This window comes from Burkholderia cepacia, assembly GCF_001718835.1.
Taxonomy (GTDB): Bacteria; Pseudomonadota; Gammaproteobacteria; order Burkholderiales; family Burkholderiaceae; genus Burkholderia; species Burkholderia cepacia_F.
The window spans coordinates 1,958,511-1,981,786 of record NZ_CP013444.1 but is presented as its reverse complement, the minus strand read 5'-3'; the positions used below and the strand labels follow the sequence as shown (position 1 = coordinate 1,981,786).

Here is a 23,276-nt window from a genome sequence, read left to right as displayed (position 1 = left end):
CTTCAATCGCTTGTAGAAGTTGGCCGTGCAACCCGTGCGGGCAAAAAAACGCGCGACTGCCATATGGTCGGACAGCCGCGCTCAAAGGCACTCGGTTGAACATCCACGCCAATCCGCGGTTGAGCGGCAGCGCATGCCGAACGGAATTATTGCTCGTGATGATGCAATAGCGTTCGTCGAATGCCGATAGCATAGGCTATGCCGCATAACGCGCAAGGGAAATCGCGGCAAACAGTTGAAATTTCCGCCAGAGCCCCGTTTGGCGGGGCTGCGCGGCCTTTCATCCGACTTTCCGTTGCTGCGCAATTCGGCGTTTGCCGAATGACGTCGCACTGCCGCCCGCAAAACGAAACCGCCGCGCGCGACGATGCTGAACGCATCGCAACGCGCGGCGGCAGGGCAAGCAACGGGGCCGGCCCGCGCCGGCGCATCGCTCAGACGTCGAAGAACACCGTTTCGTCAGGCCCCTGCATGCGGATGTCGAAGCGGTAGACGACCGGGCGGCCCGGCTGCGCGTCGCGTTTCGCGACGAGCGTCGCGCGGCGCTCGGCGGGCACCGCATTCAGCACCGGGTCGGCTGCGTTCGCGGCGGCTTCGTCGTCGAAATACACGCGCGTGAACGCATGGGTGAGGATCCCGCGCATCATCACGGTCACGTTGATGTGCGGCGCTTCACCGGCGGCGATGCGGCCCGGCTTCACCGTCTCGACGACGAAGCGCTGCTGCGCATCGGTGCCGGTGCCGACCCGCGCGAAGCCCGTGAAGCCGGATTTCGCGATGTCGTCGCGCGACGCGGGGTAGCGGCCCGCGCCGTCCACCTGCGTGAATTCGAGCACCGCGTCGCCGACGACGTTGCCGTCGCCGTCGAACACCTGGCCGACCAGCAGCACGTGCTCGCCTTCGGCGTGCGCGGCGGCGATCGTCGGCGTGAACAGGCTCTTCAGGTCGTAGTCGTATTGCTGCGGGCACAGGCCGTACGCGAAGTACGGGCCGACCGTCTGCGAAGGGGTTTGCTTCAGCGTCGTCATGGTTCAGCGCTCCATCGGGGTAGCGTCGCGGCCGCGCAGCACGATGTCGAATTCGTAGCCGAGCGCATAGCCTTCTTCGGTGATGTCCATCGAGAAGCGCGAGATCAGGCGATCGCGCGCGGCCTCGGGCGTGCCCTGGAAGATCGGGTCGTACGCGAGCAGCGGGTCGCCGGGGAAGTACATCTGCGTGACGAGACGCGAGCCGAAGTAATCGCCGAACAGCGAGAAATGGATGTGATTCGGGCGCCACGCGTTCGGATGGTTGCCCCACGGATACGCGCCGGGCTTGATCGTCAGGAAGCGGTAGCGGCCTTCGTCGTCGGTCAGGCAGCGGCCCGCGCCGAGGAAATTCGGGTCGAGCGGCGCATCGTGCTGGTCGACCTTGTGCACGTAGCGGCCGGCCGCGTTCGCCTGCCACACCTCGACCAGCGTGTTGCGCACGGGCTTGCCGCCTTCGTCGAGCACGCGGCCCGTGACGACCATGCGCTCGCCGAGCGGCTCGCCGTTCTTCACGGCGTTCTTCGTCAGGTCGTGGTCGAGCGCGCCGAGATCCTCGGCGCCGTAGACGGGCGCGTACTGGTCGCGCAGCTTCTCCTTCAGCGGGATCAGCGGGCGGGTCGGGCCGCGCTTCACGGACGAACGGTATTCGGGGTGGACATAGGCCGGATGCGACGGCCAGTCGCGCGGCGTGAGGATCGTGGGGGAATCCATCGGGCGTCTCCTGATAGGTATTTCGCGAAGTGGATGGCACGACTTTAGCCAATCCGGAAAGTTATGCAAAATGACCTTTTTTCGCTGGACGCATAACCAATCGTTATGTGATGCGCCAATGAAAAAACCGCCGGACGGCGGCTGCCGCTCCGGCGGAAAAAGCGATCGGGCTTCGCGTATCGTCGGTGACGAACGTTGCACGGCCCTCCAGCCAGCCCGTCGCTGCTTGTTTTTCGTTTTTCTCGTTGTTGTCCTGCGTGGTCTCCGTTGCGCTCGACGTATCCGGCGCGTCAGGCGCGGCGCGGATCGAACACGATCCCGTCGAATTCGAGCGTCAGCCGGCCGCAGCGCAGCAGGCTCGCGGGCGTGACCGTCTCGCGGGCCCACGGAATGCGCCCGAAATACCACAGCCGCCAGAAGCCGAGCTTCGCGCCGGGGCGGCGCGCGAGCAGCGTCGAGAACGTCTCGACGTCGCCGACTTCGATGCCCGTCGCGTCGCCGAGCACCTCGCGCACGTAGCGCGAGCAGAACTGGCGCCGCGAGCGCAGGTTGAAGCCGGTGTCGTACAGCGTGCCGATCCGCCGTTCGGCGGCGGCCTGCATCCGGCGCTGCTCGTCAGCGGTGGGCGGCGTCGCGAGCCGCGCCAGCGCGAGGCGGCCGCCTTCGGAGCGCTGGACGAAGCGTGTGAGCGGCGTCAGCTTCGCCCACGGAAACGTGCTCTCCGCGACGACGGGTTCCGCGCCGGACGTGTCGACGACGATCCCGACGTGGTTGGTCCACGTCCCCGTCGCGTCCGCCACTTCGCGGAACAGGCGCACCGGCAAGCGGATGAACACGAGATCCCCGACGTGCGCGCTGGCGGCCAGCGTGCGCACGGTCGCGAGCGGCAACGCGCGATCGGTTTCGCGGGCGTCGCGCGGCGCGGCGCGATGCGGGGCGGTTGCGGCGGTTTCGGTTCGGGTGGTCATTTCGGCTCCGTCGTTCAGTGACAGCACGGAGCGGATTATGCAGACAAGTATCGAAAACCGTGCGACAGTACGCGCCGGTAGCCTGGAGTTTTACTTTAAGCATCATATTTAGATACCAACCATGACCGAAACCGCCCAACTCATCGAAATGCTGAAGCGCCAGTTGAAGGCACAGGGCATGACCTACCGCGACGTCGCCCGTTCGCTCGCGGTGTCCGAGACGAGCGTGAAGCGGCTGTTCGCCAGCGGCCGCTTCACGCTGGAGCGTGTCGTGGAGATCGCCCAGCTGCTCGGCTATACGCTCGCCGAGCTCGTGCAGGAGGCTTCCGCGTCGGCGCCGAGGCTGCATGTGCTGACCGAGCAGCAGGAGGCGCTGCTCGTGTCGGACGACAAACTGCTGCTCGTTGCCGTCTGCGCGATCAACTACTGGACCGTGCAGGACATCGTGTCGGCCTATCAGGTGACCCAGGCCGAGTGCGTGAAATACCTGCTGATGCTCGACCGGATGAACGTCGTCGCGCTGTTGCCGGGCGACCGGATTCGCGTGCGCGTCGCGCGCGATTTCGACTGGCTGCCCGGCGGGCCGATCCGCCGTTATTTCCATGCGCACGCGCTCGGCGATTTTCTCGACAGCCGCTTCGACGGGGAGGGCGAGACGATGACGTTTTCGCAGGGGATGCTGACGGAGGCCGCCTCCGCGGAGCTCGAACTGGAGTTGCGCCGGCTGCGCAGCAAGGCGGCCGCGCTGCATGCGGAATCGTCGTCCGCTCCGCTCGCGCAGAAGCACGGGACGAGCTTGCTGATCGCGAAGCGGATGTGGGAGCCGGCCGGTTTCCAGGCACTGCGGCGGGCGGCGTGACGGGGCGGCGGCGGGCGGAGAGCGAACGACCCGCAGCGGCGGTCGAAAATCGGAAGGCAGCGCTTGGGCGTACGCGAAAAGTTATGCAAAATGGCCATTCACGATCATTTGCATAACCATTTGTTATGAATAACCGTATCGCCGACGGCCGCGTCAAGTTCCGGCACCTGCAGTGCTTTCTCGCGGTCGCGCAGCTGGGCGGCGTGCAGAAGGCGGCGGAGAGCCTGTCGATCACGCAGCCGGCCGTCTCGAAGACGATCGCCGAACTGGAGGCGATCCTCGGCGTGAAGCTGTTCGAGCGCGGCCGGCAGGGCGCTCAGCCGACGCGCGAGGCGCAACTGTTCATGCCGCATGCGAACGCGTGCGTGCTGGCGCTGCGGCAGGGGGTCGGGCTGCTTGCGCGTGAGGGCGGAGCCGCCGCGGCGACGCTGGAAATCGGCATGCTGCCGACGGTCGCGGCATCGCTTGCGCCCGCGTTGATGAAGGCGCTCGCCGCGCGCTGGCCGCGCGTCGTCGTGCGGATCGCGACGGCCGCGAATGCCGATCTGCTCGAGCGGCTGAAGTCCGGCGCGATCGAGTGCGCGATCGGGCGGCTGTCGGAGCCGGAGCGGATGATCGGGCTCGCGTTCGAGCAGTTGTACAACGAGCCGCTCGTTGCCGTCGTGCGTGCCGGGCATCCGCTGCTTTCAAGCGCGGCACCGGCGGCCGAGCTCGCGCGCTATCCGGTCGTGCTGCCGCCGTTCGGCACGCTGATCCGCCAGTCGGCCGAGCAGCTGCTCGGCGCCTGCGGCGCGCCGCCGCTGGATTCGTTCATCGAAGTGCTGTCGGTATCGGTCGCGCACGCGCTGGCGCTCGAGAACGATGCGGTCTGGTTCGTGCCGCTCTATGCGGCCGAATACGACCTGTCGGCCGGGGCGCTGGCGCGCCTGCCGCTGCCGTCCGCGGGCACCGACGAGCCGGTCGGGCTCATCCTGCGCACCGATGCGCAGCCGTCGCCGGTCGCGCGGACGCTGATCGATGCGGTGCGGGAGATTGCGCGGGCACGGTTCGGTGACGGGCGGCCGGGGGAGGTATCAACACGTGGCCGCAAGCGGGCGCCCGGCACCAAGGCAACGGAATAGCGCCGAATCGCACCGCGGCGCCTGCCGCGCGAGATTGGCCGGACGGTCGAAGTTCGCTTTCGTCGCACTTGGCATATCGTACCTATTTTGGTACGATGGGTGTCAAGACGATGACGAGGCAACTGTTACAGGCGACGTTGAGCGTGCGGTTCTTCAGCACGGCTGGCGGAAACGAACCGGTCCGCGAGTGGCTCAAGGGGCTCGATCAGGCGGAGCGGAAGGCGATCGGCGAGGAGATCAAGACCGTTCAACTCGGTTGGCCGCTCGGCATGCCGCTGGTCCGGAAGATGTCGAAGGATCTGTGGGAGATCCGGGTCACGCTTCCGACGCGAATCGCGCGAATCTTCTTCACCGTCGTCGACGATGCGATGGTCCTGTTACACGGGTTCATCAAGCAGTCGCCGACCACACCGCCGGACGATCTCGACGTCGCAAGGTCTCGACTGAAAGCAGTGAGCAACGGCATCTGAATTCCGCGTGCGCGGCGCCGGTTGGCGCCATCAGGGACGACCGGGCAGCGGGCAACGCAACGCAAAGGAGTACGACATGACGACCACGACCAATCGCCACATCGGCGGTGACTTCGACGCTTTCCTCGAAGAGGAAGGCCTCCTCGAGGCGGTTACCGCCACCGCGATCAAGCGCGTGATCGCGTGGCAGATCGGGCAGGAAATGAAGGCGCAGCACATCACGAAAACCGCGATGGCCGCGCGGATGAAAACCAGCCGCGCCGCGCTCAACCGTCTGCTCGACGAAACCGACACGAGCCTCACGCTGGCGACGCTCGCGAGCGCGGCCACCGCGCTCGGCAAACGGCTCAGCTTCGAGCTGGTGCCGGCCTGAGTCAACGCCCGCGGCCGGCCACCCGCAAATAGAGCAGCGCCGCGCCCGCTAGCAGCAGCGGCCAGACGAAATACCACCCGGTCGTCAGGAACAGCCCGGCAACCGCAACCAGCGAAACCCACGCGCAGCGGTAAGCGATGCCGCCGCGCGGCAGCAACTTCAGTGCGGCGGCCGCACCGAGCCCATACACCATCACGAAACACCCGGACGTCACGAGTACGAGCGGTTTCGGCCCGACGTCCGAGAGCGTCGTCGCGGCCAGCGCAAGCGCCGCGAGCGTGGCGATCACGCCGAGGCTGCGGCGCGGGACGCCGCCGACCTGGCTGCCTTGCGCGAGCCACGCGGGTAATGCGCCGTCGCGACCGAGCGCCGCACCGAGCTTGGCCGCACCCGCGAAATACGCGTTCATCGTGCCGAGCGTGAGCAGCAGCGCGGCCGCGGCGGCCAGCACCTGTGCATGACCGCCGATGCCGCCTGCGATCAGTTCGGCGAGGGGCGCGCCGGACGCGCCCGCCGAGGAGCCGAGTACCGTCACGCTCGCGGCGGCGACCGACAGATACAGGAGCCCGACCACCACGACCGCGATTCCGGCCGAGCGCGGCATGTCGTGCGCGGGCCGGCGGAACTCGGCCGCGAGATGCGTGATCGCTTCCCAGCCCGCGAAACTCCACACGAGCAGTGCGGCGGCCTGGCCGACCGCGAGCCAGCCGTGCGGTGCGAACGGATGCAGATTCGCCGTGCGCGCATGCGGCGCGGAGGCGAGCACCGCCGCGAGCAGCAGCGTGACGAGCAACGCCGACAACACGAGCTGCATGCGGCCCGAAACGGTGACACCGAATGCATTCGCAGCCGACACGGTCGCGATCATCGCGGCCGCGGTAACGACGACGGTCGTGTGCCCGCCGCCCGTGACGGCCGCGACGTATGCGCCGGCGAACATCGCGGCAGCCGGCGCGCCGGCCGGTACCGCGAAGTAGAAGCACCATCCGACGACTGCCGCGGCTTTCGGCCCGAACGCGCGCCGGGCGTAGGTCGAAACCCCGCCTGCATCGGGATAGCGCGCGCCGAGTGCCGCGAAGGTGGCTGCGAGCGGCCCGGACAACACGACCAGCGCGGCCCACGCGAGCAGGGATGCAGGGCCCGCGACCTCGGCGGCCAGTGCGGGCAGCGCGATCACGCCGGTGCCGAGCACCGCGCCGATATAGAGCGCGGCGCCCTGGAAAATCGTCAGCGAGCCTGCGTGATGAGCGGGAGTTGACGACGCGACGTGCGGGTCAGCCGAGGAACGCATGAGGGGATGTCTCCGGAATCGTTGGAATCGGCGCCGGAAGCCGGCGCAGCAGAACGCCCGATGGTAGCGGAACGCGCGGTCCCTTGCGTGCGGCCGTTCAATAGGCAGCGGATGTCAGGAGCGGCGCGCGAGCCGCAGGCGTGCATCCTCGCGCGCGGCAGGCGACAGTTCGGGGGCGTAGTGGAACGCACAGGAAACCAGCGAGGCGACGGGCACGCCGTCACGGAACAGCACGCGATTTCCAGCGAGCGCCGGCACCTTGTCGCCGGGCAGCAGCGTGCCGGCAAGATTCAGCGGATCGGCGCCGGTCACGCAAACGTACTGTCCGTCGCCCGGTTGTCGCCGCAGTTCGCGCAGGACCGGGATCGCCTCAGGCAGCGCGAACTGTTCGCCTGCGAGGCCGGCGACGAAGCGTCCGCCACGAATCTCGCCGCGCGCCTCGAGGCGCTGCAGCACGCGCACGAGCTCGCGCCAGCTCGGCAGCCAGTCGGCTTCGCGTTCGAGCAGCCGCCAGAACACCACGCCATAGCGGCGCAGCAGCGTCCAGACGATGTGTTCGAGTGCGTCGGGACCGATCGCGGGCGCACCGCGCTTCGGTGCCGGCGTGGGCGCGCCGGTCGGTGCCGAAGCGCGCTGCACGAGCGCCCAGCGGCCTGCGTCGTCCATTCCGCCGATCAGCGCACCGCCGCGCCGCGTGCGCGGCGCATACGTGGCGCTGCGCTTGACCGCGGGCTTCAGCAGCGCACGCAGGCCCGCATAGCTGTCCGCATTCACGAGGCCGGCCGACACGAGTTCGCCGAGCGTCTGTTCGAGTTCGACGGGCAGCATGTGCAGTTCGTCGAGCAGCGCATCGAAGAACATCGCGCCGTGCGCGGCGAGCGCGTCGCGCACCTGGGTGGCCCGCGCGGACAGCGCCGGTTGCGCGTCGGGATCGCGCAGCGTCTGCCAGGCCGCGAGGTGGCGGCGCGGCAGCAGCACGATCGGCGTCGTCTTCACGGGCGTGCCGGCTGCGCGGGCCGGCGCGCCGATGCGCGTCCACACGAGCTTGCCGGAGCGGCACAGCTCGTCGAGCCCGCCCGCCGTATAGTCGGTGAGCCGCGCGGGCAGCAGCGCGTCTTCCCAAGCGCTCGCGGCCGCTTCGTAGCCTTCGAGCTGCTCGACGACGGCGGCGAGCGCGTCGCGGCCGGCGCCGCGCGTGTCGGGTGTCAGGTGTTGCCAGTGGAACAGGAAGCGCATGAAGTCGGCGCGCTCCACCGGCTCGATCTCGCGGCGCAGCCGCTTCACCGTGTAGCGATGAATGCGCGCAAGCAGATGGCGTTCGCACCATTCGTCGCCGGCCGCGGCCGGCGTGAACCGGCCGCGCATCACATAGCCTTCCTGCTCGAGCGCGGCGAGGGCGGTCGTGACCGCTGCGACGGGCAGGCCGAGCGGTGTCGCGATCGCGTCGAGGGCGAGCGGCCCGAAACCGGTAAGCCGCGCGCGGATCACGTCGACGAGTGCGGCATCCGCTTCCCATGGTTCGGCGCATGCGGCCGGCACTTTCAACGCGGGCGTGCAGCGCGTGTCGGGATGCAGTGCACGCAGGCACACGAGCCGTTCGACCGGCACCCACAGCGCGGCGCCGCCCGGCGTCACGAGTTTCGTCGCGCGCCGGCGTTTGGCAAGTTCCGCGAGCCGGTCGGGCCAGCCGTCGTGCGTGCGTGCTTCGCTGTCGGCGACGCACGCGAGCGTGAGCAGCGCGTCGTGCATTTCGTCGGCGTCGCGCACGAGCGGCCATGCTTCGTCGCGCACGGCGTCGATCGCGTCGGCATCGAGCGCGCCGAGATCGTCGGCCGATTCAGGATCGCTCCAGCGGCGCGACTGCACGGCCTGCGTGCGGCGCTCTTCCAGCGGTGCGTCGTCGAGGAATGCGTACGGTTTCGCGTTCAGGATCTCGGCCGCGAGCGGCGACGGCGCGGGCAGGTCGCGCGCGATCAGCTCGATCGCGCCGCTCTCGATCCGGCGCAGCAGCGCAAGCCAGCCCTCGGTGTCCATTGCGTCGTGCAGGCAGTCGTCGAGCGTCTGGTCGACGAGCGGGTGATGCGGTATCTCGCGTTCGCCGACGATGTTCTCGAGGCACGCGACCTGATCGGGAAACACGGTCGCGAGCAGATCCTCGCTCTTCATCCGCTGCAGTTGCGGCGCGGTGCGCTTGCCGCCGGTGAAGCGCGGCAGCGCGAGCGCGGTCGTCGCGTTCCAGCGCCAGCGCACGCCGAACATCGGTGCGTCGAGGAGTGCCTGAACGAGCACGTGTTCGGCGCTGGCCGAACGCAGGTAGCGCCACACTTCGTCGAGCGCGAAGCTGTGCGCGAGCGACAGCGACAGGATGATCGCGTCGTCGGTCGCGGCTGCCTGCAGCTCGAAGTTGAAGCTGCGGCAGAAGCGCTTGCGCAGCGCGAGCCCCCATGCGCGGTTGATGCGGCTGCCGAACGGCGAATGGATCACGAGCTGCGTGCCGCCCGATTCGTCGAAGAAACGCTCCATCACGAGCGTGTCCTGCGTCGGCAGCGCGCCGAGCGCGGCGCGGGTGCGGGCGAGGTAGTCGGCGATCTGGCGGGCGGCGTCGGGCGACAGGTGGAGTTCGTCGACGAGCCAGCGCAGCGCCGGCGCGAGGCGGCCCTCGGCGGCGCCGGCGCCCGCCTGCCGGTCGCCGTCCGCGAACAGCCCGTCGAGCCGCGCGCGCAGCCGGCCGACCGCCGCCGACAGCTCGTCGCTGCGCCCCGGCGCCTCGCCGAGCCAGAACGGAATGTTCGGCGACTGGCCCTGCGCGTCCTCGACACGCACGCGGCCCGTTTCCACGCGAATGATCCGGTACGACTGGTTGCCGAGCTGGAACACGTCGCCCGCGAGGCTCTCGATCGCGAAATCCTCGTTGACCGTGCCGACCTGGATGCCCTGCGGTTCGAGCAGCACCGCGTAGTCGGCCATGTCGGGGATCGTGCCGCCCGACGTGGTCGCGGTCATCATCGCGTTGCGGCGCCCGCGCACGGTGCCGCCGACCACGTCGCGATGCAGGTACGCGCCGCGCACGCCGCGCCGGCTCGTGAAGCCTTCGGCGAGCATCTTCATCACATCGTCGAAGCGCTCGCGTGTCAGCCGCGCGTACGGCGCCGCGCGCGTGAAGCTCGCATACAGCGCGTCTTCCTGCCATTCCGTGCACGCCACTTCGGCGACGATCTGCTGCGCGAGCACGTCGAGCGGCGCTTCGGGAATGCGCAGCGCATCGAGCTCGCCGCGTTGCACGCAATCGAGCAGGGCCGCGCATTCGACGAGCTCGTCGCGCGACAGCGGGAACAGGCGCCCCTTCGGCACGCCGCCGACATGGTGCCCGGAGCGGCCGACGCGCTGCAGGAACGGAGCGATGCCGCGCGGCGAGCCGACCTGGCAGACCAGATCGACGTCGCCGATATCGATGCCGAGTTCGAGCGATGCGGTGGCGACGAGCAGCTTCAGTTCGCCGCGCTTCAGGCGCTGTTCGGCGTCGAAGCGGTGCTCCTTCGCGAGACTGCCGTGATGCGCGGCGATCGCTTGCTTGCCGAGCCGGTCGGCGAGATGGCGCGCCATGCGCTCGGCGGTGCGCCGCGTGTTGACGAACACCAGCGTCGTGCGGTGCGCGGCCGCGAGCCCGGCGATGCGGTCGTACACCTGTTCCCACACGTCGGTGGCCATCACGGGTTCGAGCGGCACGTTCGGCAGTTCGAGCGCGAGGTCGCGCTCGCGTGTGTGGCCCGTGTCGACGATCGTGCAATCGCGCGGCGCGTCGGCCGGGCCGCCGACGAGGAAGCGCGCGACCGCGTCGATCGGCTTTTGCGTGGCGGAGAGCCCGATACGCGGCAGCGCATGGCCGGCCAGCGCGTCGAGACGTTCGAGCGACAGCGCGAGATGGCTGCCGCGCTTGGACGATGCGAGCGCATGGATCTCGTCGACGATGACCGAGCGTACGTTCGACAGCATCTGCCGCCCCGACGTGGACGACAGCAGCACGTACAGCGACTCGGGTGTCGTGACGAGGATGTGCGGCGCGCGCTTGCGCAGCGCCGCGCGCTCGGCCTGCGTCGTGTCGCCGGTGCGCACGGCGGTGCGGATCGCCGGCACCGGCAGGCCGAGTTGCGCGAGCGAATCGGCGATGCCGGCGAGCGGCGCGTCGAGGTTCACGTGGATGTCGTTCGACAGCGCCTTCAGCGGCGACACGTACACGACGAGCGTCGCGTCGGGCAGCGTGCTGTCGTGCGCGAGCGCATCGCGCACCAGATCGTCGAGCGCGCACAGGAACGCGGTGAGCGTCTTGCCGGAGCCGGTGGGCGCGGCGACCAGTGTCGAGCGGCCGGCCTTGATGTGCGGCCACGCGAGCGCCTGCGCACCGGTGGGCGCGGCGAACGTGCGCCGGAACCACGCGGCGACGGCCGGGTGGAACACGTCGAGCGCACGAGCGGCAGGGCGGGTAGCGGTGACGTCCATCGAAGCGGCTAAAAAGGGCTCGAGCAGGGCTCGAGCTCGGCTCATGCGAAGTGCAAGCGCGCCGATGCCGCACGGCGCGCGCGAACCGTCAGTGTGCCAGACGTCGCGCGTGCGTGCCGGAAACCGCTACACGCGATGCAGCCAGCCGAGCCAGTGTTCGAGCAGCGGCGCACGCGAGCACAACGACTGCGCGAGCCAAAGCGTGCCGCCCCATGCGGCGCCCACGACGATCAGGTCGCAGCGCCCGCTGTTCCACAGGTTGAGCGAGTGACGCCGCCAGATCCACGGTACGCCGAGCGGGTTCGGCCAGTCGGCGAGCAGGTGCATCACGCCGCCGCATGCGAAGCCGAACAGCGGCGCGGCCCACAGCGGATGCGGATGATGGATGAGCCCGTGCCACCCAAGCGCGAGCAGGGCGATCCAGCCGATGCCCCAGTGCGTGACGGTGCGATGCGTGACCCACAGGCGGCGCTTGCGGCGCCACCATGCGACTTCGAGCCAGTCGGGCGCGGTGCCGCCGGCGACGCCGGCCGCGAAGGCGGCGGGGATGCCGAGGTGCCAGGGGCCGGTCGCGCCGGCCTGCGCGACGAGCACGGCTGCGATCAGGCCGGCCGCGAAGCCGCTCGCATGATGCGCGTTGTGTGATGCCATACCGAAAGACGAAGAAAAACGCGCGGCGCGAAAACGAGGGGGCGCTATCTTCGCAGATCGGCGCGCGTCGTGGGTGGTTGTCCGGCGAATTTCGCGTTGCGATGCGCTGCGTGATGCAGTGCGTGGTGCGGAATGCGGGCCTTTCATCGTTGCCGCCGTGTTCGACCCTTTTTGTCCCCCTATACTACGAAACCGGATATGGCCGTCGGTGCGCCGGCGGCCATGCGCGGGACAGGCGCTTTTTCCTGCCTGAAGGAGATCCACATGGGGGACATGCAATGACTACGCTGAATCGCTTCAAATCATCCGCTGTCGTGCTCGCGACGGTGGCCGGCATCGGTTTCCTGCCGAACGCACCCGTCTATGCGAAGGGGCCGCAGCCGGCCGTCCTGACGAGCTCGGCGGTCGCGGTGGCCGACAAGTACAGCGCGGATGCCGCGGAGCGGATCTTCAAGGAAGGCGGCAACGCGATCGACGCGGCCGTTGCGATCGCCTTCACGCTCGCCGTCACGTATCCGGAAGCCGGCAACATCGGCGGCGGCGGCTTCATGACGATCTACAAGGACGGCAAGCCGTACTTCATCGACTACCGCGAGCGTGCGCCGCTCGCCGCGACGAAGGACATGTATCTCGACAAGGACGGCAACGTCGTCAAGGGCATGAGCCTGTACGGCCCGCGCGCGGTCGGCGTGCCGGGCACGGTCGCGGGCATGTGGGAAGCGCAGAAGCGCTTCGGCAAGCTGAAGTGGAAACAGGTGCTCGCACCGGCGATCCACTATGCGCGCGACGGCTTCGTCGTCGACGAGCAACTCGCGCAGCGCGGCGTCGACGCATCGAAGGAATTCGGCGGCAAGACCAACTTCGACAAGTATTTCTCCGGGCTGAAGGCGGGCGCGAACTTCAAGCAGCCCGATCTCGCCGACGTGCTCACGCGCATCGCGAACGACGGCGCGGAAGGTTTCTACAAGGGCAAGACGGCCGAGCTGATCGCCGCGTCGATGAAGACCGGCGACGGCAACGGGCTGATCACCACCGAGGATCTCGCGCAGTACCGCGCGGTGTGGCGCCAGCCGGTGCAGGCGAAGTGGAACGGCTATGACGTGATCACCGCGCCGCCGCCGAGCTCGGGCGGCATCGGCCTCGTGCAGTTGCTGAAGATGAAGGCCGACCTCAAGCAGGACTTCGAGGGCGTGAAGCTCAACTCGCCGCAGTACATTCACCTCGTCGCGGAAATCGAGAAGCGCGTGTTCGCCGATCGTGCGCAGTATCTCGGCGATCCCGATTTCTACAAGGTGCCGATCGCGCAGCTGACCGACGATGCCTACATCGCGAAGCGGGCGGCCGAAGTCAACCCGAAGGAGCCGTCGGATACGAAGAGCGTGCAGCCGGGCCTCGGCACGACGATGCCGGAGAAGGCCGAAACGACGCACTTCTCGGTGGTCGACAAGTGGGGCAACGCGGTGTCGAACACCTACACGATCAACGGCTATTTCGGCTCGGGCGTGATCGCCGACGGCACGGGTATCGTGCTGAACGACGAGATGGACGATTTCTCCGCGAAGCCGGGCGTGGCGAACATGTTCGGCGTGGTCGGCAGCGACGCGAACGCGATCGAACCGAAGAAGCGCCCGCTGTCGTCGATGTCGCCGACGATCATGACGAAGGACGGCAAGGTGTCGCTCGTGATCGGCACGCCGGGCGGCTCGCGCATCTTCACGTCGATCTTCCAGGTGATCAACAACATCTACGACTTCAGGATGCCGTTGAAGGAAGCCGTCGGCGCGATGCGGTTCCATCACCAGCTGCTGCCGCCGAACACGATCTTCTGGGAGCCGTACCACCCGATCGAAGGCGAACTCGCGAAGCAGATCGAGGCGCGCGGCTACACGCTGAAGGGGCAGGATTTCAGCGGCGACATCCAGGTGATCAAGATCGACGGCAAGACGCCGGAGGCGATGGCCGACCCGCGCGGGCGCGGCGTGACGCGGATCATTCGCTGACCGAGCGCGTGCGCGTGCGCGTTCGCGCAAGCGGACGCGCATGCGCTCGATGCCGCGGGGCGGTGCGCGCGGCTGCCGCGTGTGCCGTGTTTGCCGCGTTTGCCGCCTCGCACGCGTGCAGGCAGCCGGCGCCGCACGCGTGCGCTGCGTGCTTCACGCCTTTCCTTCCGGGCTGGCCGCGACCACGAGGCACGCGGCGCATGCGACCCCGCCGCCTGCCGCGAGCATGACCGCCGACAGCCCGCTGCGGGCAAGGATCGACGCGCCGGGCATCGCGCCGATGCCGGATGCGCCGTTGAAGACCGTCGTGTAGAGCGCCGACGCCGGTATCGCGGCCGCGCCGCCTGCGCGCGGCACGAGCCAGCCCAACCCGATCAGCGCGGCGCACATGAACGCCAGCGCCGCCACGATCACCGTCTTGAAATGCTGGTCGATGGCAAGCCCCGTCAGCACGTTGCCGAGCAGGCCCGCCGCGCCGAATCCAAACAGCAGCAGCGCGACGGCGGCGGGCGCGACGCCCGGCATCTGCCGCAGATACGGCTCGATGAACGTGAACACGCCGAAGTGGGCGGCGACCGTGAAGATCGCGACCGCATAGGCCATCCACAGCGCGCGATTGCGCAGCACCCCGGCGAGCGCCGCGCCGCCGACCGAGCCCTCGGCCCGGATCGTCGGCAGCGCGGCGGCCATCAGCAGCGCCGTCAGCGGGCTCAGTCCGCTCAGCGCGCCGAACGCCACCCGCCAGTCCCGGTGCTGGCCGATCACGTTGATGATCGGCACGCCGAGCACGCTCGCAATCGAGATGCCGCCGAACACGACGGCGGTCGCGCGGCGCGATCTGCGTCGCGAGCGCGGCGACCATCGCCCAGAACACGCCGTGCGCGAGCGCGCCGGCGATGCGCGCCAGCATCAGCGGCGAGACCGCATCGCGCCGGGCCGGCGCAGTGCAGGTGGACATGACGGTAGGCTCCGTTGGGATGGGTGGGGCGGATGGGGCGGACGAAACGCGCTCAGGTGTTCCGAATGAATTGCGCGATCCGGTTGGCGACGGCCTGCGGGGCGTCTTCGAGGCAGTAGTGGCCGACCCCCGCGAGACGCTCGACGGGCGCGGACGGAAACAGTGCGGTGAAGAGCGGCAGGAAATGTTCGGCGCCGAGTGTTCGATCGGCGACTCCCCAGATCGCGAGCGCGGGCTTGTCGGCGATCGCGCGGACGGTTGCTTCGTCCGGCACTTCGAACCGGTGCGCGCCGGTGGCGAAGCCTTGCGCCCATCCGATCGCGCCGAGACAGTCCGCCGGGTGCGCGAACGGCGCGCCGTATGCGGCGATCCACGTGTCGTCGATGATCGCGTGATTCTCGAAGCCGTTCAGCTTCAGCGTGCTCAGGATGTTGAAGCCGAGCTGCCCGAGCACGGCCGCCAGGCTGCCGTCCGCCGCCGCGCCGGCGATCCAGCGGAACCACGGTGAAGCGCGGCCGTTCGCGGTCAGCCGCTCGACCAGGTCGGGCTGGCCGAACGGCGTCGGCCCGTTCGCGGACACGATGCGCCGGACGCGGTCCGGATGCCGCGCGGCAAGCCCCATGCCGACCGGGCCGCCGAAATCGTGCATCACGAGCGTGATGCGATCGAGGTCGAGCGCGAGCACGAACCGTTCCAGGTTGTCGATATGGTCCTGCAGCCAGTAGCGGCGATCCTGCGGCGTCGCGCTCTTGCCGAAGCCCATGTGATCGGGGACGACGACGCGATGCGTCGGGCTCAGCACCGGGATCAAATGGCGAAACAGATAGCCCCACGTGGGTTCGCCATGCAGGCACAGGACGGTGTCGCCGTCGTGCGGGCCTTCGTCCACGTAGTGCATCCGGAAGCCGGATGCGTCGTCGAAATGCGGGGTGAAAGGAAAGGTGCCGTCGAACGTGGCATCGGACCGGATCATCGGGCGCTCCTTTCGATAGTCGAGGATGAGTCACGTGGTTTCAAATTGAAACCGATTGGCATCGTAGGCGAGGTAGTTTCAATTTGCAACCGCGAGAGTTGTCAGGTCGTGCGCGATCGTCGGGCTGCATGGAGTGTTGAAATTGCCGCGATCACGCGTCACGCCACGTCGTTCGAAAGCGATTGATTTCCAGCTTGAGGGGTTTTATATTGCAACCGATTCATGCGCGGCAGGCAGGACGTATCGATGAACAGGCGAACCACTCACCAGGACTCTTTATGCGGCGTCGCGCGTCCGCTGGACGCGATCGGCGACTGGTGGTCGCTGCTGATCGTCCGCGACGCGTTCGACGGGTTGCGCCGCTTCGGCGAATTCCAGAAGAACCTCGGGCTGGCCAAGAACATCCTGGCCGCGCGTCTGCGCAACCTCGTCGCGCACGGCATCCTGGATGCGGTGCCCGCGGCCGACGGCGGCGCGCATCACGAATACGTGCTGACCGAGAAAGGGCGCGGCCTGTTTCCGCTGCTCGTCGCATTGCGGCAGTGGGGCGAGGATTTCTTCTTCGATCCCGACGAGGCGCACGTGCTGCTCGTCGACCGGAAAACCGGGCTGCCGGTCAGGAAGCTCGAGCTGCGCTCGCAGGACGGGCGCGTGCTCGGGCCGGAGGACACGGTCGTGTTGCCGCCCCCGACGGCGGACGCGCCGCCACGTGACTGACGCGGCACCCGTCACGCCACGCGCGCGCCGCGCGCCGCGTTGCTCTGCGGGAAGCCGTCACGACTGCCGGACCTGCTCGCCGCGCAGGCGCCGTCGCTGATGGAGCAGCTGACCGGCGACGACCGCAACATGGTCGGCCTTGGCTGGCACTTCGTCGCGACGACCGGCCGATCGACGCCCGTGACGACGCACACCGATGCGCTCGGCCTGAACAGTTTCGAAAACCGCGGCTCGAGCCTGTCGCTCGGCAATACGAACACGCTGGCGTTCACGTTTACGCATTTCTTCAGCGAAAGCTGGGCGGCCGAACTCGGTGCGGGCATTCCGCCGGTACTGACGCTGCGCGGGCACGGCAGCATCGCGCTGCCGCTCGACCGGATTTTTTCAGGCGCCCAGGGGCGCTTTCCGCTGATCGATCTCGCGAACACGCAAAGCAACCCGCTCGCGACGACGCGCGCGTGGCTCGGGTCCGTCGTGTTCAAGTATTACCTCGGCGAGCGCGACGACCGCTTCCGCCCGTTCGCGGGCATCGGCGTCAGTCCAGCGGGTGTGGAACGCCGGCGGCGACCTGCTGCTGTCGGGCAAGACCAACGTGTCGGCGAAGGTGAAGAGCGTGTGGGAGCCGGTGTTCACCGTCGGCGCGAGCTACCAGATCACGCGCCGGTTCTGAGCCGGCGGCGCCACGTCGGGCGCTGACATGTGGCTTTCATCATTCTGGCGCGAGCGCCTGCGATAATGGCGTGGATTCGCTGCGTCACTGAAGGAGGCCCCATGGGCGACAACGACAGCCGTATCGATATGGAATCGGTCGAGGCGCGCCAGCGCCGCTTCGAGGAAGACCTGGTCGACGCCTACGACGAAGAGCTCGAGATGGAGCTCGACGATCGCCGCTTCGACGATAGCGACGACCTGCTGTTCTCGCAGGAGCGGCGCCAAGCGCGCAAGCAGTATTTCCGCGAGCTGTTCCGCCTGCAGGGCGAACTCGTGAAGCTGCAGGACTGGGTCGTGAGCACGGGGCACCGGCTCGTCGTCATCTTCGAGGGGCGCGACGCGGCCGGCAAGGGTGGCGCGATCAAGCGCATCACGCAGCGGCTGAACCCGCGCGTATGCCGCGTGGCGGCGCTGCCGGCGCCGAACAACCGCGAACGCACGCAGTGGTACTTCCAGCGCTATGTCGCGCATCTGCCGGCCGGTGGCGAGATCGTGCTGTTCGACCGCAGCTGGTATAACCGCGCGGGTGTCGAGCGCGTGATGAACTTCTGTACCGACGAGGAATACGAGGAGTTTTTCCGTTCGGTGCCCGAGTTCGAGAAGATGCTGGTGCGCAGCGGGATCCAGATCGTCAAGTACTGGTTCTCGATTACCGATCACGAGCAGGAAGTGCGGTTCCAGAGCCGGATCGAGGATCCGCTCAAGCAATGGAAGCTGAGCCCGATGGATCTCGAGAGCCGCCGCCGCTGGGAAGCCTACACGGCCGCGAAGGAAGAGATGCTGCTCCGCACGCACATTCCGGAAGCGCCGTGGTGGGTCGTGCAGGCGGTCGACAAGAAGCGCGCGCGGCTGAACTGCATTCACCATCTGCTGCAGCAGGTGCCGTATCACGAGGTGCCGCACGCGCCGATCGACCTGCCGCCGCGCGAGCACCATGAGGATTACATCCGCCGGCCGGTGCCGGACGACATGATCGTGCCCGACGTCTATTGAACCGATCACGGCGCCGGGCCGCGCGCGCCGCTTCGCGCGGCGCGGCCGTTACTCCCGGATCAGGAACGCGGACCGGTCGCGCCCGACGATCCACGACGGCGCGCGCCCGCGTCCGCTCCACGTCGCGCCGGTCACCGGGTCGCGGTATTTGGGGCCGACCGTGAACAGCTTCGCGCGGTCGCTGTAGCCTTGCCCGAAGATTTCCCGCGCGGTCAGCGCGTAGCTCGTGACCAATTGGCGCGCCTGCGTCAGCGCGTCGTTGCGCTCGTCGCGGCGAGCCGCCTTGATCCGCTCGTCGAGTTCCGCAAGCTGGGCTTGCAGTTTTTGAATAGTCTGCATGCGTCGTTTTTCCGTCGCTGAGATTGGATTATTGATGACGCTTCATGCGGATCCCCGCCCGTCGGCGTGCCCGGCCAAGGCGCGCCAGTCCGGCTGGCCGGCGAAACGTTTGCGCGGCGACGATCCGGAAAACGGGATGAGATTAAATATCTGCAAGTATTTTTTCTATGGGACTTTTCCGAAATTTCGGGAAAATCGACCGAATTGCCCGGTCTGATGCCGTTTGTTGCAGTGCAGAGTGGGGGATCGATGGGCCGTACGGGCCGGATGTCGGGCGCAGCGGCGGCGCCCGTGCTTACAGTTCGGGAAATCCCGAGCGCCCTTGCGTCAGGTCGAACAGGGTGGTGCGCGCATCGGCCTCGGCGGTGACCGGCAGGCGGATCACGAGGCGCACGGTCATCCCGTACGCGCTGTCCACCAGCGCGTACCCGGCCTGTTCGATCCAGCGGCGCACGCGTGCCTCGTCGGGGTAACCGATCTCGATCGCGAGCCGCGTGTAGCGGACGCGTTCGACGCGCTCGGCATCGAGCAACGCCGACGCGATCGCATCCGTATAGGCGCGCACCAGCCCGCCCGCGCCGAGCTTCACGCCGCCGTAGTAGCGCACGACCGCGCCGAGCACGCCGTCGAGATCGTGATGGCGCAACACTTCGAGGATCGGCCGGCCCGCGGTGCCCGAAGGCTCGCCGTCATCCGACATGCCCGACTGCCCGCCCGCCAGCAGCGCCCAGCACACGTGGGTGGCGGTCGGGTGCTCGTCGCGCAGGCGCTGCAGCGCCTGCATCGCGGCGTCGCGATCGTCGACGGGGATCGCGAACCCGATGAAGCGGCTCTTGCGGATCTCGAGTTCGCGGATGCAGGTGGTGGCGAGCGAGTAGGTCATGTCCTGTATGCCGGGAAACCACCGGGTGGATTCAGCGGCATCGTTCGTTTCCGGCCGGCCGGGGCGAGCGGCATCGGTGCGGAAGCGGGCGGGCAGCGGGTGGCTGCACGCGGTGCATCGGTCGAAAGAGCGTGATTTTACCGCGAGGCGCGTCATGCGCGTTTCGTCTGCGACGGAGTCGAGCGAGGGACGAACGAGGTCGGTTTCGGCGTGCCCGATTGTTGCCGTCCTGCCGGCGTGGTCGGTCGCTCGATCGAGTGACCGGCGTATGCGCTTGCCGATTCGCATTTTCCCCCGGAAGATAGCGTCCCATGAATCTTCAAGACACCCCTCAACCTTCGCCTTCAGCTCAACCGAATGATCGTTGGCTCATCATCCTGCTGACGGTGTTCACGCTGCTGATTCCCACGCTGGCGAGCCTGTTCGTCGTTGTCCTGTCCGGGGCAGCGGGCGTCGGTATCGGCGCCCAGATGGGAGAGGGCAACCCGTACCTGGCCGGCATCTGGCTCTTCGGGCTTCCGGTGATCGGTGGACTGAGTGCCTGCGTATATTTCGGCTATCGGGCACAACGTCATGCAAAGCGTCGACGCACTGCGATTGGAATACTGGTGCTGTTCGTGAGTCTGCCCGTCATGCTGCCGTTGCTCCTCCAGATGTATAGCGGGGCTCGGCAACGTATCGCAGAGGAGCGGTCGACAAGGATGGACCGCGTGCGGGAAGCAATCCAGCACGACGCCGCCGCGGGCTATATCGCAGCCAGGAACGCATGCGGCGACACGTGCCTGTCGCGCGGGCAAACCGAGGCAGGCTGGATCAACGAAGCGATCGATAGCCGCGCGTGGCACGTCCTTGCGGTCCAACTGCAGCAGACATCGCCGGAGCGGCGCCAGCGATTGCTTCGCATGGCGGGAGGCGGCAGCTATGCGGGCTCGGCGGGACTGGTCGAGACGCTACTGAGCAATGGCGCCAGTGCCGACGGCATGGCGCTGGGCAATGCCGTGTACTACTGTCGAGCCGGTATGGCACAACGACTCCTTGAACGTGGCGCGGCGCCTCGAGGCCGTTATACCGGTCGTGACGGAAGTGGATCATGGGATCGTTACTATGACGACAAGCGAAACTTCGACGACAGCAATGACCCGCGATTCTCGCTGCTCTCGCTCGCGGCCATCATGCACTGCGAGCCGGTGATTTCCACGTTGCTGTTGAAGCATGGCGCAGATCCAAACGATATTGAACCGGTTTTGTTGCGCATGCGAACAGCTATCGATCATGACGATCCGTCAGCTTACGAAGTGGCCTGGCATGAGTGCGCGCAGTTGGACTATTGCACATCGCTCGGTTGGAGGCTGGTGCCGATTGGCAGCGGATGGAAGGACTCGTCACCGGAAACCGCCTGGGTAGACGAGGCGATCAGAGCGAAGGCATGGCGCATCGTCGCCATGCAAGTCAAGCGCCTGTCGTCGCATGATCGCGATACGTTGCTGTCGGCCGCTCCGACCTACTATGCGGGAAAGCCGAAGTTGGTCACGTTGTTGCAAGCAAGTGGAGCAAAACAAAACGGCACCCAGTGGGGTGCGCCGGAGATCGTCGACGGAGGCGGGCCCTATCAATAATGTGGCCCCGCTGGTGACGTCGATGTCGAATATCTGGCGGCAACCGATCGTGGCCCCAATCATTGGAAGAATCCTGGGTCTACAAACGGAGCCACGCTTGCCCTATCGTGGCGCCTTTCACGAACACCTGAGAGGATTCCCGCCGTGACCGTCACCGAAACAACGTCGCCATCCGCGCGTACCCGCATCCGCCGCATCGCCAAACTCGGCCGCTATGACCGCGCGACGCTCCACGCGATCGTCGATGCGGCGTATGTATGCCACGTCGCATTCGCCGACGAACACGGCGTGCACTGCATTCCGACCGCGTGCTGGCGTGACGGCGATCATCTTTACATCCACGGCTCGAACGGCAGCCGCATGCTGAAGCTCGCGACCGACGGCGCGCAGGTGTGCGTGACGATCACGCATCTGGACGGACTGGTGCTCGCGCGTTCCGCGTTCGAGCATTTGATGAACTATCGCTCGGCCGTGATCTACGGCGCGTTCGACGCAGTGGAAGGCGAGGCCAAGGCCGCGGCGCTCGATACGTTCCTGGAGCGGCTTGCGCCCGGTCGTTCGCGCGAGGTGCGCCCCGGCGACGCGAACGAGCTCGCCGCGACCACGGTGCTGCGCATTCCGCTGGAAGAGGCCGCGTGCAAGGTCCGCTCGGGCGGACCGGAGGACGGCGAAGACGACCTGTCGTTGCCGGTGTGGGCGGGTGTGTTGCCGCTGGCGCTGCAACCGCAGGCGCCGGTCGTCGATGCTGCGCCGACGGGGACGCCGGAGTATGTGAAGCAGTGGCGCGTGCACGCGTAACTGCGCTCGTTGGATCAGGGCTTGGGAGCGGACGCTCAACGCTCGCATATGGCAGCGTTCTCGAACTGCAACTCGCTCAATGAAACATATGGCCGCGCCCACCGACCATCGCTGAACGCCCGCGCCTAAGCCGTATCGGGAAGTAGGCAAGCAAGCATACCGGTTGACGCCTTCCTGACCAATCAGACGAGAACGAAATCGCAGGCAGGAAAAACCGGGGCGCTCAGGGCAATCGCTTGAACTGCCGCAGATGGAGAACGGCGACGCGGTGCGCGTCACGGGCGCCCGGCCGGCATCGGCATCGGATGCAGTAGCCGGGCGCGTGTGTGCCGCTTACTCGTGCCCCGCGACCGCGTGCGGCACGTACGGCGCTTCGAGCGCCGCGAGTTCCTCGGCGCTGAGTTCGAGCGACAGCGCCGCGACCGCATCATCGAGATGCTGGGCCTTCGACGCCCCGATGATCGGCGCGGTCACCCCGGACTTCTGCAGCAGCCACGCGAGTGCCACCTGCGCACGCGGCACGTTGCGCGCGGCCGCGATCGTCGCAACGGCGTCGACGATCGCGCGATCGTTGTCGGCATACGCTTCGTAAAGCGTCTGGCCGTAAACGTCGCTCTGCTGCCGCTCGGTCGACTCGTCCCAGTTGCGCGTCAGGCGGCCGCGCGCGAGCGGGCTCCATGGAATCACCGCGATCCCCTCGTCTGCGCACAGCGGCAGCATTTCCCGCTCCTCTTCCCGATACAGCAGGTTCAGGTGGTTCTGCATGCTGACGAAGCGGGTCCAGCCGTGCTGCTTCGACGTATGCAGCGCCTTCGCGAACTGCCACGCGAACATCGACGACGCGCCGATATAGCGCGCCTTGCCGGCCTTCACGACGTCGTGCAGCGCCTCGAGCGTCTCCTCGATCGGCGTGCCGTAATCCCAGCGGTGAATCTGGTAGAGATCCACGTAATCGGTGCCGAGCCGCTTCAGGCTCTGGTCGATGTCGGTCATGATCGCCTTGCGCGACAGCCCCGCGCCGTTCGGCCCCGGCCGCATCCGGTAGAACACCTTGGTCGCGATCACGATCTCGTCGCGTTTCGCGAAATCGCGCAGCGCGCGGCCGACGATCTCCTCCGATGTGCCGTCCGAATACATGTTCGCGGTATCGAAGAAGTTGATGCCGGCGTCGAGCGCCTGGCGGATGAAGGGACGGCTCGCGGCTTCGTCGAGCGTCCACGGATGCGTGCCCCGTTCGGGCACGCCGTAAGTCATGCAGCCGAGACACAGACGCGAAACCTGCAGCCCTGTGGAACCGAGCCTGACATATTCCATTGCTG

General features: G+C 67.6%; 21 protein-coding genes and 1 pseudogene. 11 read left to right on the top strand and 11 right to left on the bottom strand.

All coding sequences use genetic code 11. The features are described from left to right. Positions 1 to 434: 434 nt before the first annotated feature. The 3 genes from pcaG to WT26_RS28820 all read right to left on the bottom strand — a co-directional run bounded on the left by pcaG (position 435) and on the right by WT26_RS28820 (position 2,707). Entirely contained in the window at positions 435 to 1,028 is a 594-nt protein-coding gene (pcaG, locus tag WT26_RS28830; RefSeq protein ID WP_059732799.1) for a protocatechuate 3,4-dioxygenase subunit alpha, read from the bottom strand. 3 nt (positions 1,029 to 1,031) lie between these two features. Then, the gene (gene pcaH, locus WT26_RS28825) at positions 1,032 to 1,739 is read right to left on the bottom strand and encodes a protocatechuate 3,4-dioxygenase subunit beta (RefSeq protein WP_006489685.1); all 708 of its coding nucleotides are present in this window, start codon (positions 1,737 to 1,739) and stop codon (positions 1,032 to 1,034) included. A gap of 290 nt (positions 1,740 to 2,029) precedes the next feature. Continuing rightward, entirely contained in the window at positions 2,030 to 2,707 is a 678-nt protein-coding gene (locus tag WT26_RS28820) for a YebB family permuted papain-like enzyme (RefSeq protein ID WP_081333801.1), read from the bottom strand. Positions 2,708 to 2,828: 121 nt separating this feature from the next. Between WT26_RS28820 and WT26_RS28815 the strand changes: the two genes are divergently transcribed. The 4 genes from WT26_RS28815 (at position 2,829) to WT26_RS28800 (ending at position 5,530) form a co-directional block, all read left to right on the top strand. Continuing rightward, complete coding sequence (locus WT26_RS28815; RefSeq protein ID WP_069274546.1) at positions 2,829 to 3,566, top strand: helix-turn-helix domain-containing protein; 738 nt, start codon at positions 2,829 to 2,831, stop codon at positions 3,564 to 3,566. Between the two features lie 125 nt (positions 3,567 to 3,691). Further along, positions 3,692 to 4,687 carry a pca operon transcription factor PcaQ gene (pcaQ, locus tag WT26_RS28810; protein WP_069274545.1) on the top strand — a complete coding sequence of 332 codons (996 nt, stop codon included), beginning with the start codon at positions 3,692 to 3,694 and terminating at the stop codon, positions 4,685 to 4,687. 110 nt (positions 4,688 to 4,797) lie between these two features. Continuing rightward, complete coding sequence (locus WT26_RS28805; RefSeq protein ID WP_069275182.1) at positions 4,798 to 5,157, top strand: type II toxin-antitoxin system RelE/ParE family toxin; 360 nt, start codon at positions 4,798 to 4,800, stop codon at positions 5,155 to 5,157. 76 nt (positions 5,158 to 5,233) lie between these two features. After that, complete coding sequence (locus tag WT26_RS28800) at positions 5,234 to 5,530, top strand: XRE family transcriptional regulator (protein ID WP_069274544.1); 297 nt, start codon at positions 5,234 to 5,236, stop codon at positions 5,528 to 5,530. A 1-nt stretch (position 5,531) separates the two neighbouring features. Here WT26_RS28800 and WT26_RS28795 read toward each other — a convergent pair whose 3' ends face one another. The 3 genes from WT26_RS28795 to WT26_RS28785 all read right to left on the bottom strand — a co-directional run bounded on the left by WT26_RS28795 (position 5,532) and on the right by WT26_RS28785 (position 11,969). Then, on the bottom strand, positions 5,532 to 6,821 hold the full coding sequence (locus WT26_RS28795) for an APC family permease (RefSeq protein ID WP_069274543.1): 1,290 nt from the start codon (positions 6,819 to 6,821) through the stop codon (positions 5,532 to 5,534). Between the two features lie 114 nt (positions 6,822 to 6,935). After that, the gene (locus tag WT26_RS28790; protein ID WP_069274542.1) at positions 6,936 to 11,318 is read right to left on the bottom strand and encodes a DEAD/DEAH box helicase; all 4,383 of its coding nucleotides are present in this window, start codon (positions 11,316 to 11,318) and stop codon (positions 6,936 to 6,938) included. Positions 11,319 to 11,444: 126 nt separating this feature from the next. Continuing rightward, entirely contained in the window at positions 11,445 to 11,969 is a 525-nt protein-coding gene (locus tag WT26_RS28785; protein ID WP_069274541.1) for a metal-dependent hydrolase, read from the bottom strand. A gap of 278 nt (positions 11,970 to 12,247) precedes the next feature. On the opposite strand from WT26_RS28785, the gene ggt reads away from it, so the two are divergent. Next, complete coding sequence (ggt, locus tag WT26_RS28780; protein ID WP_059530376.1) at positions 12,248 to 13,969, top strand: gamma-glutamyltransferase; 1,722 nt, start codon at positions 12,248 to 12,250, stop codon at positions 13,967 to 13,969. 153 nt (positions 13,970 to 14,122) lie between these two features. Here ggt and WT26_RS28775 read toward each other — a convergent pair whose 3' ends face one another. Both WT26_RS28775 and WT26_RS28770 read right to left on the bottom strand, forming a co-directional pair. Further along, a complete protein-coding gene (locus tag WT26_RS28775; protein ID WP_069271339.1) occupies positions 14,123 to 14,785 on the bottom strand; it encodes an MFS transporter in 663 nt (220 codons plus the stop codon). Between the two features lie 194 nt (positions 14,786 to 14,979). After that, a complete protein-coding gene (locus WT26_RS28770) occupies positions 14,980 to 15,900 on the bottom strand; it encodes an alpha/beta fold hydrolase (protein ID WP_069274540.1) in 921 nt (306 codons plus the stop codon). 246 nt (positions 15,901 to 16,146) lie between these two features. On the opposite strand from WT26_RS28770, the gene WT26_RS28765 reads away from it, so the two are divergent. The 3 genes and pseudogenes from WT26_RS28765 (at position 16,147) to ppk2 (ending at position 18,321) form a co-directional block, all read left to right on the top strand. After that, positions 16,147 to 16,617, top strand: coding sequence for a winged helix-turn-helix transcriptional regulator (locus WT26_RS28765; protein WP_069275181.1), 471 nt, complete (start codon positions 16,147 to 16,149; stop codon positions 16,615 to 16,617). 54 nt (positions 16,618 to 16,671) lie between these two features. Further along, positions 16,672 to 17,281, top strand: a pseudogene (locus WT26_RS28760) (OmpW/AlkL family protein); the annotation flags it as partial. Positions 17,282 to 17,388: 107 nt separating this feature from the next. Then, positions 17,389 to 18,321: a polyphosphate kinase 2 gene (gene ppk2 / locus WT26_RS28755; RefSeq protein ID WP_069274539.1), complete on the top strand. Its 933-nt coding sequence runs from the start codon at positions 17,389 to 17,391 to the stop codon at positions 18,319 to 18,321. Between the two features lie 48 nt (positions 18,322 to 18,369). Here the strand turns inward: ppk2 and WT26_RS28750 are convergent, their stop codons facing one another. Continuing rightward, on the bottom strand, positions 18,370 to 18,660 hold the full coding sequence (locus WT26_RS28750; protein WP_045564831.1) for an H-NS family nucleoid-associated regulatory protein: 291 nt from the start codon (positions 18,658 to 18,660) through the stop codon (positions 18,370 to 18,372). On the opposite strand from WT26_RS28750, the gene WT26_RS37740 reads away from it, so the two are divergent. Then, positions 18,659 to 18,877, top strand: a complete 219-nt coding sequence (locus WT26_RS37740; protein WP_143135489.1) for a hypothetical protein — start codon at positions 18,659 to 18,661, stop codon at positions 18,875 to 18,877. The two genes, WT26_RS28750 and WT26_RS37740, sit on opposite strands and share 2 nt — an antisense overlap. Before the next feature lie 78 nt (positions 18,878 to 18,955). On the opposite strand, the gene WT26_RS28745 is transcribed toward WT26_RS37740, so the two are convergent. Beyond that, positions 18,956 to 19,543: an IMPACT family protein gene (locus WT26_RS28745; RefSeq protein WP_069274538.1), complete on the bottom strand. Its 588-nt coding sequence runs from the start codon at positions 19,541 to 19,543 to the stop codon at positions 18,956 to 18,958. Positions 19,544 to 19,854: 311 nt separating this feature from the next. Here WT26_RS28745 and WT26_RS28740 point away from each other — a divergent pair, with 311 nt between their 5' ends. Both WT26_RS28740 and WT26_RS28735 read left to right on the top strand, forming a co-directional pair. After that, positions 19,855 to 21,159, top strand: a complete 1,305-nt coding sequence (locus tag WT26_RS28740) for a hypothetical protein (RefSeq protein ID WP_059821283.1) — start codon at positions 19,855 to 19,857, stop codon at positions 21,157 to 21,159. Between the two features lie 144 nt (positions 21,160 to 21,303). Continuing rightward, positions 21,304 to 21,957 carry a pyridoxamine 5'-phosphate oxidase family protein gene (locus WT26_RS28735; protein ID WP_069271336.1) on the top strand — a complete coding sequence of 218 codons (654 nt, stop codon included), beginning with the start codon at positions 21,304 to 21,306 and terminating at the stop codon, positions 21,955 to 21,957. A 333-nt stretch (positions 21,958 to 22,290) separates the two neighbouring features. Here WT26_RS28735 and WT26_RS28730 read toward each other — a convergent pair whose 3' ends face one another. After that, positions 22,291 to 23,271 carry an aldo/keto reductase gene (locus WT26_RS28730; RefSeq protein ID WP_069274537.1) on the bottom strand — a complete coding sequence of 327 codons (981 nt, stop codon included), beginning with the start codon at positions 23,269 to 23,271 and terminating at the stop codon, positions 22,291 to 22,293. Positions 23,272 to 23,276: the final 5 nt, after the last annotated feature.

Coding starts and splice junctions, on each gene's coding strand:
- pcaG (WP_059732799.1), bottom strand. CDS start 1,028: ATGACGACGCTGAAGCAAACCCCTTCGCAGACGGTCGGCCCGTACTTC.
- pcaH (WP_006489685.1), bottom strand. CDS start 1,739: ATGGATTCCCCCACGATCCTCACGCCGCGCGACTGGCCGTCGCATCCG.
- WT26_RS28820 (WP_081333801.1), bottom strand. CDS start 2,707: ATGACCACCCGAACCGAAACCGCCGCAACCGCCCCGCATCGCGCCGCG.
- WT26_RS28815 (WP_069274546.1), top strand. CDS start 2,829: ATGACCGAAACCGCCCAACTCATCGAAATGCTGAAGCGCCAGTTGAAG.
- pcaQ (WP_069274545.1), top strand. CDS start 3,692: ATGAATAACCGTATCGCCGACGGCCGCGTCAAGTTCCGGCACCTGCAG.
- WT26_RS28805 (WP_069275182.1), top strand. CDS start 4,798: ATGACGAGGCAACTGTTACAGGCGACGTTGAGCGTGCGGTTCTTCAGC.
- WT26_RS28800 (WP_069274544.1), top strand. CDS start 5,234: ATGACGACCACGACCAATCGCCACATCGGCGGTGACTTCGACGCTTTC.
- WT26_RS28795 (WP_069274543.1), bottom strand. CDS start 6,821: ATGCGTTCCTCGGCTGACCCGCACGTCGCGTCGTCAACTCCCGCTCAT.
- WT26_RS28790 (WP_069274542.1), bottom strand. CDS start 11,318: ATGGACGTCACCGCTACCCGCCCTGCCGCTCGTGCGCTCGACGTGTTC.
- WT26_RS28785 (WP_069274541.1), bottom strand. CDS start 11,969: ATGGCATCACACAACGCGCATCATGCGAGCGGCTTCGCGGCCGGCCTG.
- ggt (WP_059530376.1), top strand. CDS start 12,248: ATGACTACGCTGAATCGCTTCAAATCATCCGCTGTCGTGCTCGCGACG.
- WT26_RS28770 (WP_069274540.1), bottom strand. CDS start 15,900: ATGATCCGGTCCGATGCCACGTTCGACGGCACCTTTCCTTTCACCCCG.
- WT26_RS28765 (WP_069275181.1), top strand. CDS start 16,147: ATGAACAGGCGAACCACTCACCAGGACTCTTTATGCGGCGTCGCGCGT.
- ppk2 (WP_069274539.1), top strand. CDS start 17,389: ATGGGCGACAACGACAGCCGTATCGATATGGAATCGGTCGAGGCGCGC.
- WT26_RS37740 (WP_143135489.1), top strand. CDS start 18,659: ATGCGTCGTTTTTCCGTCGCTGAGATTGGATTATTGATGACGCTTCAT.
- WT26_RS28750 (WP_045564831.1), bottom strand. CDS start 18,660: ATGCAGACTATTCAAAAACTGCAAGCCCAGCTTGCGGAACTCGACGAG.
- WT26_RS28745 (WP_069274538.1), bottom strand. CDS start 19,543: ATGACCTACTCGCTCGCCACCACCTGCATCCGCGAACTCGAGATCCGC.
- WT26_RS28740 (WP_059821283.1), top strand. CDS start 19,855: ATGAATCTTCAAGACACCCCTCAACCTTCGCCTTCAGCTCAACCGAAT.
- WT26_RS28730 (WP_069274537.1), bottom strand. CDS start 23,271: ATGGAATATGTCAGGCTCGGTTCCACAGGGCTGCAGGTTTCGCGTCTG.